Annotated in this window: 14 protein-coding genes; 12 read left to right on the top strand and 2 right to left on the bottom strand. The window is 33.1% G+C overall.

The window, feature by feature from the left end; all coding sequences use genetic code 11:
• The first annotated feature begins 291 nt into the window (after positions 1-291).
• The 8 genes from ABD077_RS01465 (at position 292) to corA (ending at position 14,503) form a co-directional block, all read left to right on the top strand.
• Positions 292-4,482, top strand: a complete 4,191-nt coding sequence (locus ABD077_RS01465; protein ID WP_343909790.1) for an HYR domain-containing protein — start codon at positions 292-294, stop codon at positions 4,480-4,482.
• 137 nt (positions 4,483-4,619) lie between these two features.
• Positions 4,620-4,748, top strand: coding sequence for a hypothetical protein (locus ABD077_RS01460; RefSeq protein WP_343909788.1), 129 nt, complete (start codon positions 4,620-4,622; stop codon positions 4,746-4,748).
• A 442-nt stretch (positions 4,749-5,190) separates the two neighbouring features.
• Positions 5,191-5,577 (top strand): hypothetical protein, encoded by a 387-nt coding sequence (locus ABD077_RS01455; protein WP_343909786.1) that lies wholly within the window; start codon positions 5,191-5,193, stop codon positions 5,575-5,577.
• Between the two features lie 28 nt (positions 5,578-5,605).
• Positions 5,606-6,151 carry a hypothetical protein gene (locus tag ABD077_RS01450; protein WP_343909784.1) on the top strand — a complete coding sequence of 182 codons (546 nt, stop codon included), beginning with the start codon at positions 5,606-5,608 and terminating at the stop codon, positions 6,149-6,151.
• Between the two features lie 183 nt (positions 6,152-6,334).
• A complete protein-coding gene (locus ABD077_RS01445) occupies positions 6,335-8,059 on the top strand; it encodes a tetratricopeptide repeat protein (protein ID WP_343909782.1) in 1,725 nt (574 codons plus the stop codon).
• Between the two features lie 229 nt (positions 8,060-8,288).
• On the top strand, positions 8,289-9,953 hold the full coding sequence (locus ABD077_RS01440; RefSeq protein ID WP_343909780.1) for an alpha/beta fold hydrolase: 1,665 nt from the start codon (positions 8,289-8,291) through the stop codon (positions 9,951-9,953).
• Between the two features lie 233 nt (positions 9,954-10,186).
• Positions 10,187-13,282 (top strand): FG-GAP-like repeat-containing protein, encoded by a 3,096-nt coding sequence (locus ABD077_RS01435; RefSeq protein ID WP_343909778.1) that lies wholly within the window; start codon positions 10,187-10,189, stop codon positions 13,280-13,282.
• A gap of 153 nt (positions 13,283-13,435) precedes the next feature.
• Entirely contained in the window at positions 13,436-14,503 is a 1,068-nt protein-coding gene (gene corA, locus ABD077_RS01430) for a magnesium/cobalt transporter CorA (RefSeq protein ID WP_343909776.1), read from the top strand.
• 14 nt (positions 14,504-14,517) lie between these two features.
• Here the strand turns inward: corA and ABD077_RS01425 are convergent, their stop codons facing one another.
• Entirely contained in the window at positions 14,518-15,687 is a 1,170-nt protein-coding gene (locus ABD077_RS01425) for a cation:proton antiporter domain-containing protein (protein ID WP_343909774.1), read from the bottom strand.
• Positions 15,688-15,897: 210 nt separating this feature from the next.
• Between ABD077_RS01425 and ABD077_RS01420 the strand changes: the two genes are divergently transcribed.
• Positions 15,898-16,407 (top strand): mechanosensitive ion channel domain-containing protein, encoded by a 510-nt coding sequence (locus ABD077_RS01420; RefSeq protein WP_343909772.1) that lies wholly within the window; start codon positions 15,898-15,900, stop codon positions 16,405-16,407.
• A 64-nt stretch (positions 16,408-16,471) separates the two neighbouring features.
• On the opposite strand, the gene ABD077_RS01415 is transcribed toward ABD077_RS01420, so the two are convergent.
• Positions 16,472-16,993, bottom strand: a complete 522-nt coding sequence (locus tag ABD077_RS01415) for a DUF3124 domain-containing protein (RefSeq protein WP_343909770.1) — start codon at positions 16,991-16,993, stop codon at positions 16,472-16,474.
• 531 nt (positions 16,994-17,524) lie between these two features.
• Here ABD077_RS01415 and ABD077_RS01410 point away from each other — a divergent pair.
• Genes ABD077_RS01410 through ABD077_RS01400 form a run of 3 tightly spaced genes read left to right on the top strand, consistent with a single transcriptional unit; the run spans position 17,525 to position 19,552 of the window.
• Positions 17,525-18,037, top strand: a complete 513-nt coding sequence (locus ABD077_RS01410; protein ID WP_343909768.1) for a Dps family protein — start codon at positions 17,525-17,527, stop codon at positions 18,035-18,037.
• Between the two features lie 2 nt (positions 18,038-18,039).
• Positions 18,040-18,951, top strand: coding sequence for a mechanosensitive ion channel family protein (locus tag ABD077_RS01405; protein WP_343909766.1), 912 nt, complete (start codon positions 18,040-18,042; stop codon positions 18,949-18,951).
• A gap of 46 nt (positions 18,952-18,997) precedes the next feature.
• Positions 18,998-19,552, top strand: coding sequence for a hypothetical protein (locus ABD077_RS01400; protein WP_343909764.1), 555 nt, complete (start codon positions 18,998-19,000; stop codon positions 19,550-19,552).
• The last annotated feature ends 180 nt before the right edge of the window (positions 19,553-19,732 follow it).

Below are 19,732 nucleotides of genomic sequence, written 5' to 3'. Positions count from 1 at the left end.
GATTGGAATACAAGAGATCATAGGATGATTTATAAAAAGCGTTTCGGGCTATTTGATTGACTTTCTGTTTTTCGTAAATCTGTTTATACGACTTACCATCAAATACTTTATATAACTATCATTTTACATGTCGGAATATTACAAGTCTTTTGCGGGTTTGTTATATCAAGTTTTTTCGAACAGATCTAGTTTTGACCTTCATTTAAATATACAGATTATAAACCCTAATCGATGAATTAGGGTTTATAATCTGTAAAATTTAGAATTAAACGTAAAACAAAAAAGTAAGACATGAGAATTAAATTACTAAACACTACATTTTTCCTACTATTTTATATAGTAAGTTTTTCGCAAACCTTTACCTCTGATAATTTAACCTTTGAGATCATTGATGTGGATCTCCAAACCGTCCGCGTAACAGGAGGTTCTGGTTTTCCTAGTGATTTGATAATCCCGGAGACTGTTACTGATCCCGGAGATAACGCTACTTATACGATCACGACTATTGGTACAGCTGCTTTTAGGAATAGAGGTCTAACTAGTGTGGTATTACCTGAAACGCTTACAACATTGGAGTTTCGTGCGTTTAGAGATAATGGAGGAATTACCAGCATTATTATACCAGCAAGTGTGACTACCGTTGGAGTAGAGGCATTCTTCAGAAATTCACTTACAAAAATAGTTTCACAAATCGTAAATCCGCCAAGAATTTCTAATGGCTCTTTTGGCGATAAAAGCGTTATTGATTTAATAATACCAGAAGGTACTGAAACAGATTATCAAGACGCAAACTGGGTTGGTTTTCTATCTGTTTCCAATCCTATACAAACCCCAGTTTGCCAAGATATCACTGTTTCTTTAAATGAAGATGGTCTGGTTACAATCGCAGGAAACGATATTGATGGGGGATCCACCGATAATGTGGGGATCGAATCTTTTACAGCAGAACCAAATAGTTTTGATTGTAATAATCTAGGAGCAAACGAAGTAACTTTAACGATTACTAATACCATAGGAAACTCTTCTAGTTGTATCGCTACGGTTACGGTAGAAGATATATTAAATCCATCTGTTGCCTGTAGAGATATTACAATCCAATTGGATAGCAATGACCAGGGATCTATATCAATTGAAGATATTGAAGTGGAAAGTTCAGATAATTGCAATATAGATAGTAAGAATATTAGTCAAGATACCTTTGGTACTGCTGATATCGGAGAAAATGAGGTAACCCTAACAGTTACTGATCAAAGTGGAAATTCATCTAGTTGTACAGCAATTGTGACGGTTGTAGCTAATGATTTTCCTGTGGTGCGATGCCAGGATATTACCGTACAATTAGATGAAGGAGGAACAGTCTCAATAACTACTGCTCAGATGGATGCGGGTTCTAGCGATACCGAGGGTATTGCTGCTTTTTCTGTTACGCCTAGTAGTTTTGATTGTTCTAATATAGGAGTCAATGAAGTAACGCTAACAGTAACGAATACCCGTGGAAATTCATCGACTTGTACAGCTATGGTTACAGTGGAAGATATCACTGCTCCAGTTATTGCCTGTCCAGAAAATATAACACTGGATTGTCCAGACATAGTAACCTATGAAGTAGCAATTTCAGATTGCAATTTTGCTGAAGTTCCTACTACTTTGGATGGGTTTACTTCGTTAGGAAATTTTGGAGCGAGTACGTATTTTATATCAGATCAAGAAATGACCGCTTCAGAAGCTTTCCAAAAAGCGCAAGAAGAAAAGTTAGATATCATTACCATCAATAACATAGAAGAAAATGAGTTTATACAAACATTTTTAACTGATAATTCGATTAATGGCGTTTTAATTGGATTGAATGATCAAGTTGAAGAAGAAACCTTTATATGGCAGAGTGGTCAACCTGCTACTTTTAGAAATTTTAACTCTGGTGAGCCGAATAATGTGGGGAATGAAGATTTTGTAGGGATGATAACGTCTTCTGGTCTTTGGAATGATATCCGAGGAACTGCATCCATAAGATTTATTATAGAATTTCATGATTATAGTACAGGTCCTATTTTGATTAGTGGAGAAGAATCTGGTAATTTTTTCTTAGCTGAATCTACGACCAATACATTTTTTGCAAAAGATAATAGTGGTAATATCGCAAGCTGTTCTTTTGATGTTACTATTGCAGATGATACAGCACCCACTATTACTTGTGTACCGGACATCTCAGTTGCGACTGATCTTAACTCCAATGAAGCATCAATTACAGTAGCTACACCAGCTTTTGGAGATAATTGTGGAGACCAAGTAATACCAGATACTTTTAATGTATCCTATCGTTTCAATGATGTAGGGGATCTTATCGATACTCCGACTATTTTATCTGGCCTCAGCACAACTAATGCCGATGTTACTTTAGAAATAACGTTTAATGGAGATCATGATGGTATTGACAATGAGAAGTTTGTATTAACGGGGCCAGATGATCAAATATTGCTGGAAGAAAATAATAGCGGTTGTTCTATTGTAAAGCAATTCGTAGTTGTAGAACAGGAAACATGGAATACATGGATCAACACTTTCGGAGATGCTATTACATTTACATTGTTGGAAAATATTGATGTGGACGATAATCAATGTGGAAGTATAGACAATAACTTTTTTAGATTGCGATTACCACAGTTTGGTAACGTTTCAATCGTAAATGATTATACCAATACGTCAGATGCTTCAGGTGTATATCCTGTAGGAACCACTGTAGTAAATTGGACAATAGAAGATAATCAAGGAAATAGTGTAAGCTGTGAACAACGTATTACGGTAAATGATATAGAGGCGCCAGTAGTTACTTGTGTAGATGATATTGTTATTGATTTAGATGTAACTAGTTGTAGTACGGTAGTAAATTTCGATCTTCCAAGTGCCAGCGATAACTTTGCTGTATTTGATAATACCTTAGATGATATTTTGTTACTTTTTAATCGAAAAAACTCTTTGGTTTCATCACTAATTCCAAATCCATTTGATTTCCAGTTAGACGAGGGACTTAATGCGTCATCTATTGATGATGGAGGAGATGATATGTACGATGATGGAAACTTTATCAGTACAGATCTTTCTACAGGAACGATTACCTATTCAGATAATGAGGTTGTACCTCTTGCTGACTTTGGTACAGATGGTGCGTACTTTACCAGAAAAGTAGAAAATTTATGGTTATTAGCAGCCGATTTAGATGGTGTTACTGATTTTGATATTACGGGTGAGTTAGGAGCAGATGGAGATGGCTTAGCAGATGGATTTACAGCAACTATTACCGTAAACACGATCAACTATAACATATTTGTAAAACGAGTAAGAGAAGAGTTAGATGGCAGTTCTAGTGACCCTTCTGTTAACCATTTGATTATTATCCCAGAAAATGTAGAGGCTTCTCAGAATTTTGCGGATGATACCGATGATGATCAGCATCAGGTAACAGGTCTTATAAATACCAATCGATTGTATTATTTATTGTTTGCTAGCATAGATAGTGGATTGGTAGATGATGCTACCATGCAGCTTATAGCAACTAGCTTTATAGATAACATCACCACCGCAACTGGAACAATTACGCAAACTGCAGGATTAGCTAGTGGAAGTGAGTTCCCCGCGGGAGAAACTGTGAATACTTTTGAGGTTGCTGATGAATTTGGAAATAGAACAAGCTGTTCTTTTACCGTAAATGTAAATGAAACTACAGCTCCTACTGCTGTATGCCAGGATATAACTGTTCAATTAGATGAAGATGGTCAGGTAAGTATTACTGCAGCAGATATTGATGGCGGATCATCAGATAATTGTGGTATTGCCGAGATGAGTATAGATGTGACTACTTTTGATTGTGGATCGATAGGCGATAATACAGTAACATTAACGGTAGTAGATAATAATGGTAATACAGATAGTTGTACTGCTATTGTAACGGTAGAAAATCCTTCAGAACCACAAATTAGTTGTCCTGCTGATCAGACTGTAGCATCAGATGAAGGAAATGACACCTATCAACTACCAGATTACTTTGCTCTTGGAGAAGCAATTGCAATAGGAACTTGCGCTAATCCGTTGGTCACTTTTACACAGAATCCTGCCCCAGGAGCACTATTGTCAAGTGGTACTACAACCGTTACACTTTGTGCAGCAGATGAAAGTGGAACAGAGATTTGCTGTAGTTTTGAGCTTACTGTAGATCCAACACTGAGTACAGATGAATTCGAACTTTTTGCTGGAGTATCCATATATCCAAACCCGGTAATTGATATACTACATATTACGAACTCAAATAAAACTAAGCTAAACAAAATAGAGATATATGATATCAATGGTAGATTGATACTAACATCTTCTAAAAATGAATCAAATGATGACATAGAAATGAATGTTTCGAATTTAGAAAGTGGGTCTTATTTTGTTCGTATTCAAGGTGTAGGAGTAAGTATTATCAAACAATTAATAAAGAAATAAGAGGCACTAAAATTTATAAGATAAATTTTCGTTAGTAATTTTTAGAAAAGGTCCTGCGTATTCCTTCACAGGATCTTTTTAATAACCTTCTTTACCAGTTCTTATATGAAATTACTGAAATACGAAATTGAGCTATTTTGAATTTAGACAAGGAAGAAAATTTATGGATAGCCTTAGCTATCGATACATTTTGTGACGAAGCATCAAGTCAAAAGAGACAATTTTATACGGTTATTTCATATGAGAAATGGTATTATAAAGAGTAATAAAAATATATAGTATACCGATATGGAAAAAATGATAAATAAATATAGATTGGAATTAGTACTAGTTATTTTCTATGCACTTATATGGTTCATCGGATATGTTGTTTTTAGTTGATATTTACTATTATACAGAAAAAATACCCACCCCAAAAAAGCTAGATCATATCATTTAGCAGTATTGTGATATGTGTGCAAAAGCACTTTGTTAATCACATAATTCTAGATTTCTTACATCTATCGAACTCGCCTTCTTAAGATTTTACGTTGTACCATTATTTTTCGTCGGAAATTTACACAGATTATCCGTTTTTGTCCTAGATTCGTCAAAAATGTATTTATACTTTTGAAGAGTAAATACAAGGCGCCGTTGATGTTTAAAAAAAGCCTTAGCGCTAGATAATTTAGTTGTAATTGTAAAAGGAAGTTAATAAACTTGAGATAGATGAAATCCATAAATATTAGTACCGTACTTCAAATAGTAGCATTGATCTTTTTGATCATTATTGGTTACATGACTTTTAATAGTAGTGAAAATTGGAAAGTAATTACTTCAGAGTTAGAGAAAGCAAATAAAGAGTTGAAAATATCAAAAGATACGCTTGCTATTACAAAAGATCTTTTAAAAAATTCTAGGATAGAATTTAAGCAGATGAAAGCACAAAAAGATTTACTGATTCATCAGCGAGATTCTATATTATTTGCTTTTAAAAAGAAAAATGCAAAGGATTGGAATGAATTACAAAACATCAAAGATTCTATTCAGCAAACGAATAATCAGTTGACAAAAGATCGTGTGCTATTAGAAGGATTATTCGGATTAAATCAATAACAAAAGCTTCTTATAAAATTAATATATCATGAATAAATTAATCGTACTCATTTTCATTTTTGTAATACCAAAAGCTTACAGTCAGGTGGCAGATTCTTTGCAGGTTATCAAGATTCCGGCTGCTTATGCAGATCATTCTGGAGAACCATTGACCGTTAAAAAAGATAGTTTGTATAGGTTTGAAACCGCTGATATTTTCTTAGTGAATAAAAAATCTTTTTTGGCTATTAAGAACGTATATCAGAGTACGATTGATCAGGATAGAATGACCAAAGAGTTGGTGGAAAAGTATACACAAACCTTGCGAAGAAATATGGATTTAGAGCGACGATTAGGTTTCAACTTTGCGAAGACTGATAGCTTAGATTTGTTAGTATATCAAAAAACACAAAACACTTTGGATCATACGCAAAAAGCATTGGAGTATACGATTAATAGTTTGGATAAAGCAAGTATCAGTTTAGAATTGGTAGAAAAGGCGGCAAAACGACAACGAAGAAAGAGTGTTTTTGAGAAAATATTAATTGGGATCGCTGGAGTAGGCGCTGGAGTATTGATCGGAGTTTCATTGTAAAACGAGGAGGATATTTTAGAACCAAAGATGTGTTTTTCATAAATTAAATAGGAATTTAGTGAGATGTTGTCAAAATCTGTTTAGAAGGACAGGTTTTAACAATTCTTAGCGATAGGATTAAGAAAATGATAAGTAGCTTTGTTTTTTACTGTAAACCAATTATTCCTGTAACCCTGATTTTTGATGAGATTCTTTGAGGTACTATCTTATATACCCAAGTACGATGTTATTGGTAAAAACCAAAGCTTTTTTATTGTTCTAGGCTTTTTCCTCTGCATCAATCTCACTTTTGCTACACAAAAATCGAAAAAGATTGATAGCCTTCGGAATTTAGCAGAGGCCTATACAGATGAAGATACCATAAAGGTAAACCTTCTCAACACCATAGGATATGAATATTGGATTATGGATGCTAATGAGTCCATCAATTTTGGTTCTGAAGCATTAAAACTGGCAGAAAAATTATCCTATCCAAAAGGAATAGCAAGGGCTAATCGAGTAGTAGGAGTAGCCTATTGGGCACAAGGGAATCTTACGCAAGCTTTACTATTTCTAAACAATGCTTATAAAGCCTATGAAAGTATACAAGATAAAGAAGGTATAGCCAATTCTACACTTAATATTGGAATGGTGTATGCCGATCTTAAAGAATACAAAAAGGCTCAACAATATTATGAACGAGCTATTAATGAGTTTACTGCTTTAGGATTAAAAGGAAGAATAGCGACCACCTTTACCAAAATAGGAACCATGTTGGTAGAGCAACGAAAATATGAAGAAGCCTTAAAATATCTTACCGATGCATTAAAAATGCATACTGATACCAACTTTACTTATGGTATCGCGGAAGCTCATAACAAACTAGGAATTCTATATCTCTATAAAAATGAAATTGAACAAGCGTATTACCATATTAATAGATCTAAAGATTTAGGCAGTAAGGTAAGTGATACAGATGGACTAACGAATAATCTAATTCTCCATGGTAAAATCTTAAGACTATCAGGTAAATTAGATGAGGCAGTAAAAGAAATTAGTATGGGATTGAGGTTAGCCAAAGAGAACAACCTTAAAAAATATGAACTGTTTGCTTATGAGGAATTAAAGGAGATTAAAAAGCTACAGTCTAAACCCGAAGAAGCCTATTATTTCTATGACAAGTATATTGTGCTACGAGATTCGCTCTTCAACTTAGAAAAATCTAAACAGATAGCGTATATAGAATTTGCGAATGAATTAGAAAAAAAAGATAAGGAACTAGTGTCTTTTAAAGCACAGGAGAAGAAAGATGATATTATCCAGCTTATTTTGGTGCTTAGTGTAATTATCATAACTATTAGTGGTTGTTTTATTTATATCATTTCTGTACAACGTGCAAAAAAGAGTAGCCAATTAGCCGTAAACAAGAAAGAACTATTAAAAAAGGAGTTGGAAAACTCAGAGCTAAAACAAAAAGAATTAAAACAACAATTAGAGTTTAAAAATAAAGAGTTGAGTACCTATACTTTAAACTTTATTAAGAAAAACGAAATTGTACAAAATATTCAGCAAACTATACAGAAAATTAAAAAATCTCCTTCAATAGAAAAAACAAAATTAATTGCTGATCTAAATAAGATCGTTCGAAAGAATATAAGTATTGATAAGGACTGGGAAGATTTTAGTCGATTTTTTGAAGATGCCCATCAAGGTTTCTATGTTTCATTAAAATCAAAACATCCAGACCTAAGCACCAACGATCTAAAAATATGTTCTTTAATTCGGTTAAATCTTAATGTAAAAGAAATGGCCGGTATTTTGGGGATCTCTCCAGATAGTGCAAGAACGGCAAGATATCGACTTCGAAAAAAGCTACAACTAGCTCCAGAACAAGAAATTTTCTCCTATTTGGTACAGCTAGAAAAGTAAAACACCTAAGTATCGTTGTTCACGGAAGTTTTATAGATGTTAATATTTAAAAATCTGATATTCAAATAATTAAATGTTTGTTGTCTACATAATGTATACGCTTTTTTAACAGTTTTATACAGGTCGTATACACTTTGTGCTTACTGTTATTGTGGGTTACGTGTTGTTGTTTTATAGTTTTACAGAAGTAGATTTTCTACAGTTTATTAACCTTCTTAAAACGATCACAATGACAAAACCAAAGACAGCTTATGCAAAGAGTGGAGATGTAAATATCGCTTATCAGGTATTCGGTTCGGGACCAGTAGACCTAGTATATATACCAGGATGGGTTTCTAATATAGATCTGATGTGGTCTTGTCCAGAATTGGTTAGTTTTTTCGAAGAATTAGGAAAATTTGCCAGAGTGATTCTTTTCGACAAAAGAGGAACAGGTTTATCCGATAGAGTGGTGGAATTTGCTACCTTAGAAGAACGAATGGAAGATATTACTGCTGTTATGGATGCAGCAGGATCCGAAAAAGCTATATTATTTGGACATTCAGAAGGAGGAAGTGTTTCGGCATTGTTTAGTGCTACGTATCCAGATCGTGTTATTTCATTAATTGCTTTTGGAATTTTTGCAAAGAGAAGATATGCTGATGACTATCCTTGGGCGCCAACCGATCAAGAACGTCAGGAAGTGTATGACATGATCGAAAACAATTGGGGGAGCGGTGCTATGAATCTAGAATCTTTGGCACCATCAAAAGCTAAAGATAAGGTGTTTATGGAGTGGTTGGCAAACTACTTTAGATCTGGAGCCAGTCCTAGAGCTGCCATGATATTGACCAAAATGAATACCCAAGTAGACATTGTTAATATTTTAGGTTCCATAAAAGTACCAACATTATTGCTTCAAAGAGTTGGTGATATTGATGTAAAAATAGAAGAAGGAAGATTTATTGCAGATCGAATTCCAGATTCGAGATTGGTGGAGCTAGAAGGAGATGACCATTTGTTTTGGGCAGGAAATACGTTTGAAGTTTTAGAAGAGATAAAGTCTTTTGTTGATAGCATTAAGGTAACTTCCGAACCAGTATATGAAAGAAAGTTGTACACCTTTATGGTTGGACATTTAAAAGCTGCAGAAGCATATCAATATTCGGTAAGAAATTTGGTTAAGAAATTGGCGAATACGTATAAAGGAAATTTGGTAATCGATACTAAAAACTCTTTTACCATTACTTTTGAAGGACCTAGCAAAGCTGTACATTGCAGTACTGAGCTAGTAGAAGCAGTGCAAAGTTTTAATGCTCATATTTCGATAGGAATTGACATTAGAGAATGTTCTGTAGTAGATTGTATTTGTGAAGAAACGGAAGATTTTGTTGCCCTTGTAGCAAATCAAGCAACTCCAAATCAAATTATATTAACAGAAACTGTAAAGAACTTACTTATCGGGGTAAATATCAATATCACTCCGCAAAAGGCAGTCTTTAAAACCGACTTAGGAACTTCTATGCTTTTATATACCGCCTCGAAAAAGCAGAAGCGTGAAAAAATTGTCCCTCATATTCCTAAAGTTAAAGATCCCTATAAGGATTCTTTTTTACAGCGTGTTATTCAAAATATTAATAATCACTTAAGTAATGATTTTTATGGAGTTACAATACTGTGTAGAGAGATAGGCGTAAGTGAACGACAACTACAAAGAAAGCTCAAAGCAATTACTAATAAGTCTCCAAATCAATTGATCTCCTCTATTCGATTGCATAAAGCCAAAGAATTATTAATGAGTAAACAGAGTACGATTGCAGAAATAGCGTTTCAGACAGGTTTTTCGAGTCCTTCCTATTTCTCGAAATGCTTTAAAAAAGAATTTGAAATCAGTCCTTCTGATTTTATAAACTAAAAAATAGGAAGGATATATTTATAAATCTCCTATCAAAAGTGTCCGCAAAAGGTTTTCCCATATTTCTTTCAAATTAATACCATAATCTATGTTGGAACACGATTAAAAATGGGTGAAAAATGAGTTTCTGTCTAGTTTTTGTGCAGTAAAAACATAGTGCTGAGATACGAATTATAACTAAATTCGGTAGCGTTTTTTAAAAAATTAGACTAACTCAACTTAACTCATATTTCATGAAAAACTGCGCTAAACACAGACAACTAAAACTATTTGTTTTATTATCTATCATTGTTATTAATGGTGTTTTATCTCAAATCAACAATCCTACCTTTGTAAATCAGTTATCTCCTTTAAATTTGAACTATACGGTTTCAGGTTCATTAGTGAAAAAAGTAAACATTAAGGTGTCTACTACTTTTAATTATGCAAACCTTAGTATTTTGGCTGATGGCAAGGTTATTTTGGATAATATTGATATCATTTCTAGTGGGACTCATTCGCTAAATGCTATCGTACGATTTCCCCAAAGCGGACGAATAACGCTCACTATTGCAACCCGATCAGGTAATGTTACTATTAACCAATTGAATTTTCAGGATATCTCTATTCAATATCCATTATTTACAGATGTAACCCAATCTGCTGGAATTACCACAGGTCCTGCTCTAAAATATGCAGGTCCTACCATAGCGGATATGGATAATGATGGAGATTATGATATGATTTTTAATAATCATAATGATCCTAATAATCCGAGCAAGTTAGTTTGGAACGATGGTAATGGAGTTTTTGATCGCTCTTTTAATTTGGCAAGATGGAGATTACAGGATTTGCATGGATCTTCTGCAGCAGACTTTGATAATGATGGAGATTTAGATTTGGTAGCAACACGAGGAGGAGGAAATGGAACAAGTCCAAATACACCAGATTTTTACATTAACAATAACGGAACACTCACTTTAGGAAATGATCAGGTAGGAATAACAGAAGGAGCTAGAGGAAGATCAGCAGTGTGGGGAGATTTTGATTCGGATAGTGATTTGGATTTAGTTTTGTTGAATGCACAATGGAACAATCCTAACGGAGGAAAACATGTGATCTACAGGAACAATGGAAATGGACGTTTTGAAACCATACGAGTACCAAACTTTGAAAATGCAGCAGGAGATCGATTTTTGCTAACAGATATTGATGGCGATCATATAGATGATTTTATTATTTTCTTTCCGATATCCGTATGGAAAGGAAATGGAGATTTTACATTCACAAATGTAACTTCTCAGTGGATACCAGCAGGAGTACAAGGGCTTCCTAGCATGCTCGCAATGGCGGACTTTGATATGGATAATGATGGAGATTTGGATATTTATATCTCTCGTGGAAAAACTTATACGCAAGTAGCAGATAAGGCAATTGACTATAATCCGGTCACTCAGATTATGCACGTCAAAGACCGAGGGGATGAAGGGAGATCTCTGATTGATTTTACAGCGGAAGGAGATTTTACCTTAAAAGGTTTTGAAGCTGTTTTTAGAAGTACTTATAATGGAGATTATCCAATATTCTTAGGTAGTGCAAAAACAAGAGTGGATCTAACTCAAATTACAGGAGAACAAGTTATTAAGAGAAATCAAGCTCAAGGTTGGCCAGCAACAAGAAATCAAAATGGGATATATATCGGTCATACAGGTAATGGAAACTGGAAACTAGAATCCGTTAGAACAGGTGTACTGTACTGGTCGATATCATGGACTCTTGAAGGTATTAGCTCGGCAACCCCAGGTTTTACACCCAACAACAAAAATGTATATGATATATTACTTAAAAATGAAGGAAACAAATTTGTAAATGTTGCTAATGATTGGAATGTTCCTTTAGGAGGAAATAGTTGGGGTGTCACAACTGGTGATTTTAATAATGATGGGTTTGCAGATTTATTTGTGAATCGATATCCACTATTGAACGAAAGAGTTGCTGATTACATGCTATTAAATACTGGTAATGGTAAATTTGAAGTGACTACTTCTCATGGAGCTGATGATGCAGGTGAAAGCAGTCATGGAGATCAAAGTCAGGCTTTTGATTACGATCTTGATGGAGATGTAGATATTTTGGACGGAAGTGATGAACGAGGGACTTGGCATTTGTATTCAAACCAAAGAACAGATGCTAATAATTACGTGATAGTAAACGTAGGGTATTCTCCTAATTCGAATATTGATCCAATTTCTGCAGAAATAACTGTAAAAACCAATACAAAAACATTGTTTAAGCGTGTGGGTTCTTCTGGTTCTGCACACTCTCAAAGTTTACTCAATATGGTTCATTTTGGTTTGGGTAATGATGCTCAAATTCAAGAAATAACAGTGAGATGGCGCAATGGTGAAACCAAAATATTCACAAATGAATCAGTTAATCAAGTTTTGAGCACAGATGGTAATATAACAGAAGAAGAAAAAGCAACTTGTGATTTGATACCGAGTATGATTCCTGCAAAACAATCCATTGTAGTTCCGGTGCGATACACGGCAAATCAAACTAGAGATATTGTGGTTTTAGCTTATGTTAATAATACTTGGGCAGGTATAGGTAAAGTTACAGTTAGCAAAGGCTCTGGAGTTGCTAATGTAGTGATGAATTTTTCAAGTACTCCAGTAGCAGGTACAACATACGAATTTAGAACTTCTATTCGACCTGTTGATGCTCCTTGGCAACAAAGTATAACATTATGTACCAATGAAAATATTGCTGTTGCTAACGGAACTGAACTTGTGGATTGTTCTGTGTTACCTGTTCAAATCAACTCGAATACAAGTATTACGGTTCCGATTTACTACGCTGCAAACACTAATCGAGATGTAATCGTTGCTTTATGGAATACCAATTGGCTTGGAGTAGGAAAAACTACCGTGTCTGCAGGATCTGGTATTGCAAATGTCACGATTACCGTACCAAATGCTCCTGTTTCAGGAACAACATATTCTTTACGAGGAGCTATAAGACCAGAAGGAACAGGATGGCAGCAAAACATTTCAACTTGTATTCAGGATAATGTGACTGTGCCAAATGGTTCGAAATCAAAAATTGATACTACAAAATATGAGCAACCATTCAGTATTTCACCGAATCCTTCTTATGAAGAAATTCAACTTTTAGGGGTGAAATCTGGAAAGCATAAAGTACTGATTTTTGATTTTGCAGGTAAACTTGTTAAAGATACACTTATTAAAAGTGAGAATCATACAATTGATATCAGAGATCTAAGTAGAGGAACCTATTTTGTAAAAATTGATGATGGTTTAGAAGGAGTTCAGTTTGTAAAAAAATAAAGTGTTTTACAGTAGATCGTGGTTGGGTTTATTAAATCATTATGATGTTTTTATATTCTATTAGTTAGCTTAATTAAGAGATTACTTTCTATATTTTACAATGTTTTGAGGAGACAAAAAAATGTGATAATTTGTACTTCTTAATTAAAAAGAATGCAAGAGATACAACAGTCTTCCTTTAAGAAATCATTAGGCTTAGTTCCTGGTACCGTAGTTTATGTAGGAAAAAAAAATACTACAGATGTTAGTATAGAACTCTTTGATTATGATGAGAGTTTTATGGAAGAACATGAATTACATAGCATTGATGATGCTTATCAATATATAGATTCTAAACCGATCACTTGGTTAAATATTAATGGTCTTGGTCATACCCAGACTATCGAAAAACTTGGAGCTTATTGCAATCTTCATCCATTAATAATGGAAGACATTGTAAATACGCATCAACGACCCAAGATTGATGAATATGATAATTATCTTTTTGTGGTGTTGAAGATGTTGTATTTCAATGAAGAGCATGAGTTATGTATAGAGCATGTTAGTTTAGTCTTAGGCGATGGTTATGTCTTGTCTTTTCAAGAATCTGATGGAGATGTTTTTGATTCCATTCGAAATCGAATACGAAATAATAAAGGTAGAATTCGGACAATGGGAGCAGATTACCTGTTGTATACGCTAATGGATGCTATTGTAGACAATTATTTCAATTTAATAGAAGTGGTTGGAGATAAGATTGAAGAATTAGAGGATATGTTATTCGAAAATACATCTACCGACGCCATTACGTTCGAAATACAAGGTCTTAAGCGAGAAATCCTAAAAATAAGAAGAGCCGTATTTCCATTAAGAGAAGTAGTAAATAAACTAGAAAAAAATGAACATAAACTCGTGATTAAAAAAACGCGTTTATATCTCAGAGATTTATACGATCATATCATACAAGTTTCTGAAAATGTAGAAATCTACAGAGAGATGACTTGGAGTTTAATGGATATGTATATGACAACGATCAGTAACAAAATGAATGAGGTCATGAAAGTGCTCACGATTATTGCTACGATTTTTATTCCATTAACGTTTTTAGCGGGAATTTACGGGATGAATTTTGAAAACATTCCTGAACTCAAATTCAAATATGGATACTATATTTTTTGGGCAGTTCTTTTACTAATTTTTATAGCCCTACTGATGTATTTTAAACGTAAAAAATGGTTGTAACGATCGTATGAAAATCACTTTTTTTCTGTAAGCTTTTCTGTAATACCTATCCAAAAAGGACTGATAACCAGAGTTAATGAAATAAGGCTAATGGTAAAGTTATAACCAAAGTCTTCTATAATATTTAAGCTAAATGCTGTTGAACTTAATAAAAAGCTCAGTTCACCGATTTGTGCAAGAAGAGCACCACCTAACAATGCCTCTTTCCAATTACAAGAAAAAAATCGTAGAATAAATGAATTTAGAAAATGATTGGTTAAGTAGACAACTAAAATTGCAATAGATATAGACCACAAATTTTTATAGATAAATGAAAGGTCTAATTGCAGTCCTACGCTAATAAAAAAGAAAGAGACAAATAGTATTCGAAACGAATGGAGCGTATCATGAATCCAATCGGTTTCTTTTGCCGAGTTCATTATAATTCCCCCAATAAAAGCTCCTAGAGCAGCCGACAACCCAAACAACAAGGTGAACAGTGCTCCTCCAAAGCATAAAAATATGGCCATAAAAACTTGTAACTCATGGTCACGTTCTATTTTTTTGGAGAAAAAGGGTAGCGTAATGGTTTTCTTTATATAAATATAAACTAAAATGCCAACGATAAGGATTGCTCCTAAGATCATAAGAAGTATGTGTTCTATGGATTCTGTTTTGCCTCCTAATTGAGAAATAATTAGAAGCAAAGGAACCAAAGCAACATCCTGAGCTAATAGAATGCTGAGGACATTTTTGCCAACTTTAGTATCTATTAATTTCTTATCCTGAAGTAACTTGATCACAACTGCAGAACTACTTAATGCAATAACAAATCCAAGTACAACTGATCTGGCAAAACTCCAATCATAATAATATCCTATCAGCAATACCATTGCTACACTAAGTCCAATTTGCGAAATAGTACCTATTACGGCAAGTTTCCACTGTTTTATGAAATCAATAAGGTTGATTTCCATACCTATAAAAAACAATAATAAAATGATACCTAGTTCTCCGAGAAGGTGTATCGATTCTTTATCCTGAACCAAGTTCATTCCGTGCTCTCCTAAAATAACACCTACAAGAATGTAACCTATGATATAGGTTTGGTTTAATTTTCTGAGGATGATACTGATACCAATAATTAAAATAGCAAAAATTGCAATTAGTATAATTATCGGATCTAAGGAAGCTATAAACAACATATGCTTTTAGTAAATAAGATTCCTTTCAAATATACTTTTTAAAATATTACTAAAACATGAAATCAATTATATAAATTGGTAAAAAACAATTTAACTTTGCGTGGGTATAAAAAGTTAATTTTTTCAAGTTTTAAACTCATGCATTTTTTGGGTTTTTAGAAAATTGATGTATCAAGATTACACTGTTTAATCTGTAAAAATAGTAGTCATATGTTTAATCATCAGAAAGAAATTCTTTTTACAGTCGTATTAGTTATAACCATGACTGGGATAATCATATTAACTAAGAGGGCTCTCAGAAGATTTAGTTTTATCCGATCTATCGAAATCAACCGTAGAAAAATCATCTTAAATCTTAGTTATCTCTTTATTTACGGTATAGCTATTTCGATACTTGCTGTAATTTGGGGTGTAGACTACAGACAATTCATAGTTTTTATTTCTTCGGTACTTGCGGTATTAGGTATTGGTTTTTTTGCTCAGTGGTCTTTACTTTCCAGTTTAACTGCCAGTGTTATTTTGTTTTTTAGTCATCCAGTCAGAATTGGTGATAAGATTCGGGTTTTAGATAAAGATTTTGATTGGACAGGCGAGCTAGTAGATATTACCGGGTTTTATTTGTTCATAAGAACTGATGATGGTAAAAATATTACACTTCCTAATTCCTTAGTAATTCAAAAAGGGATTGAAATTGTTGAAAGAAAAAAAGACAAAGAATAAAAATAGTTCTTGGGTTAATTGTCTTAATTTTTAATCATTCGGTATGTTCTGGAAAATAAAGCTTCTATTCAGAAACGGTAATGCCTTCAGTGGTAAAACTGAAACCCTGTTGACCAGAGACACCTACCGTAACCCCTTGAAATAGTGGTTTAACATTTGTGTTAGAACCCCAGGTAATTAGAAAGTTTGCACCACTACCTCCAGTAGTATCCTCTTCTTCTATCACATATTCTATAGATTCTAGTGGTTTCAGAAAAATGGGTTGTTGTATATAACCTCTAACAAAATCTCCCGAAGTGTTATAATAGTCAACATTTTTAATAAACACAGAATCTCTCGGACTTGTATTTCTTATGCTTAAAGTAGCAGTTAGCTGAAATCTAAAGTCTTTGGTCTTATTATAAATATCAGAGTAAATAGGAACATATACTTCCTTTTTAATAGGATAATTAAAACCGTCTCCTGATAAGGGCATTTTGTTTTCTTTCAGAATTCCTTGCTCTACTTCTTTATTGGGATTTTTTTCCACACAAGACCATAAAACAATACATATTAAAAAATACATCAAACGCTGTAAATACCTCATGATTCTGATTTATAAAGATTATACAAATAGATTATAACTATTTGCGTAAGCAATATCCGAAATTATATTGGAGGTTGTATACAAAATAACTCAGTTTTTCTAGTGACTTCAAATATGTTGAAAAATGATAGTTATGATTTTTTTAATAAAAAACATGATGTTTTTATTACATTTCATTTTTTTTAAAAAGTTGAATTTTTGATTGAAAAATGATATTTTTTGATTAAAAAATGATGGTTTAGGCTGTTTTTTATCTTGTTTTTGGGTAAAAACATATTTTTTGGTGTTAAATGAATTAAGTTTTTATTAACATATAAGAGGTGATTTTAGAAATACTTATGTTAAAGATTCTTAACTGAAGTTAAAGCCCGTTAAATGCCTTGACAAAATTCTACTGAGCCATATATTACAAGTGTATTGTTTTATAATCAGCATCTCTATTAAAAAAACATTTTCTTTTCTGTTACTTTCTGTAACTAGTTTTTAACTGTTGATGCAATACAAACCATTTACGAAATCAAAACTTAAAAAATGAATCATTTAACTATCAATAATAATTTGAGAATTTCTACTATATGGGAGTGTAATGCACTGCTTGCTGATTATCAAATGTATTATCAGAAAATAAGAGATTTTCATCGATATATAGGAAACAACAAGCAAAATGACTTACACGATAGATTTGAACAATTATATAATCAAGCTAAAACCAATATAGATAGTTTGGCAGAAAGAATAGCTGATATACAGGATGAGCCTGTTTCTGGATATAGAGAATTAAAGAAAATTACTTCGATAGAAAGAGGTTTACTTCCTCAAACAGATGAGGAAATGATAAAAGAGATCATAAGGGATCATGCTGTCATATTGGATCGGATGAAAAGTATCAGAAATAATACGACAATAACAGGAGATGAAAAAACCAAGGATTTGATCCAATCATATATAAATGAAATAAAAAAATCTAGTGTAACCCTAGCAACCTGGAGTAAGAGACCAAAAATGCACTTGGAAACAGTTTCTCTAAATTTTAATAAGCAATAGTTATGTTCTTATTACAAAATGAAGTTCCGGAATCATTAGAAACTGTTACGGAAAAATTATATAGTTGGTGGGAAACGTTGTTAGCAAACCTTCCTAATATTGGGGTTGCGATAGTGGTCTTAATAGCCTCCTATTTAGTTTCTAGATTAATTTATAACGTAACGCTAAAGTTAATTTATAAAAGAGTAAGACAAACATCTATAACAAAACTTATTGCCAGAGGAGCTTCAATTATAGTTGTTTTAGGAGGATTGTTTCTAGCATTAGCAGCTTTAAATCTAGGGCAAGTATTAACAAGTCTATTAGCAGGTGCTGGAGTTTCAGGTTTAGTGATTGGACTGGCATTACAAGGCACATTGTCTAATACTATATCCGGAATTGTTTTGTCTTTTAGAAATAATATTCAGGTTGGTAATTGGATCGAAACTAATGGTTTTTCTGGCGAAGTATTAGATATTAATTTAAACTATTTTGTTTTAAAGGAGGTAGATAACAATACAGTTGTCATTCCTAATAAACAAATTATTGAGAATCCGTTTAAAAACTTCTCATTAACCAAGGAAATGAGAATTTCTTTAGAATGCGGTATTGATTACAAATCTGATTTGGAAGCCGTTCAAAAGCTTACTATCGAAACAATTTCGAACTTATTTGACCAAGAAAAAATTAATAAACAGATAGAATTCTATTACACAGGGTTTGAGGACAGTTCTATTAATTTCTTATGTAGGTTTTGGATTGAAGGAATGAGTGGTTTAGACAGATTAAGGGCAAAAAGTAAGGCGATTATTGAGCTTAAAAAAGCGTTTGATAAGAATGGAGTAAATATTCCATTTCCTATCCGAACACTACATGTAAATGAAAAGCACCTAACCAGTGAATTAAAACAATTAGAAACCCTTGGAATAAATTAAAGAATACGAATTGAAAAAATAATTACAAATACAAAAATTAAAGCATATGAAATCAAATAATAAAGAAAACAAAATATATATCATACTAACATTGACCTCGGTATTTCTATTCACATTTGCCTTAATCAGTGCATTTGCCCAGGAGAATAAAAATGTATTGATAGAGACTATAAAAAAAGAGAATAAAGTGATTAAAGATGGGCAAGAAATTACTTTTAAGCAATTCGAAACAGAGTCAGCAGAGCAATCTATCGTTTTGGATCAAGAAGATAAATATAAATTAAATCAGGATAGGTCAGATATACCACATAAGGTAACAAAAGTAATTATGTTGGATAACGATAGCGATGAGTTTTATGATAAAATGATCTCATTATTTTATAGACGAGGAGAAAAGGAATTATATGATTTTGATCTTACCAGTAAAGGATTGGCTGTATCGGCAGATGATGAAGAAAATAGCATAAAAGGGATTGATAAAATCGAAAATGGAAAAATGCTTGATACTGATTTATTGAATGATGAAGGGTTATACGAACTCACCTTTGCAAATGGGGATAGGCATTTAATAAGTGTAGAAACTTATGACGAATTAAAATAAGCCAGATCTAAAATAATATACACTGGAGAGAGGTTGAGAAATCGACTTCTTTACCAGTTTCAAAAATATAATCACATTAAAGGAAATACGATGACAATATATTACAGATACTTAAGAATATTAATGAATAGCGTGATGAAGTTTGTGAAAGAATTACCCGCTGCCAGCAGCAATGCTATT

The sequence above is a fragment of the Aquimarina litoralis genome, assembly GCF_039523995.1.
GTDB lineage: Bacteria > Bacteroidota > Bacteroidia > Flavobacteriales > Flavobacteriaceae > Aquimarina > Aquimarina litoralis.
The sequence above is the reverse complement of the archived record's forward strand: the minus strand, read 5'-3'. Positions and strand labels throughout refer to the sequence as shown.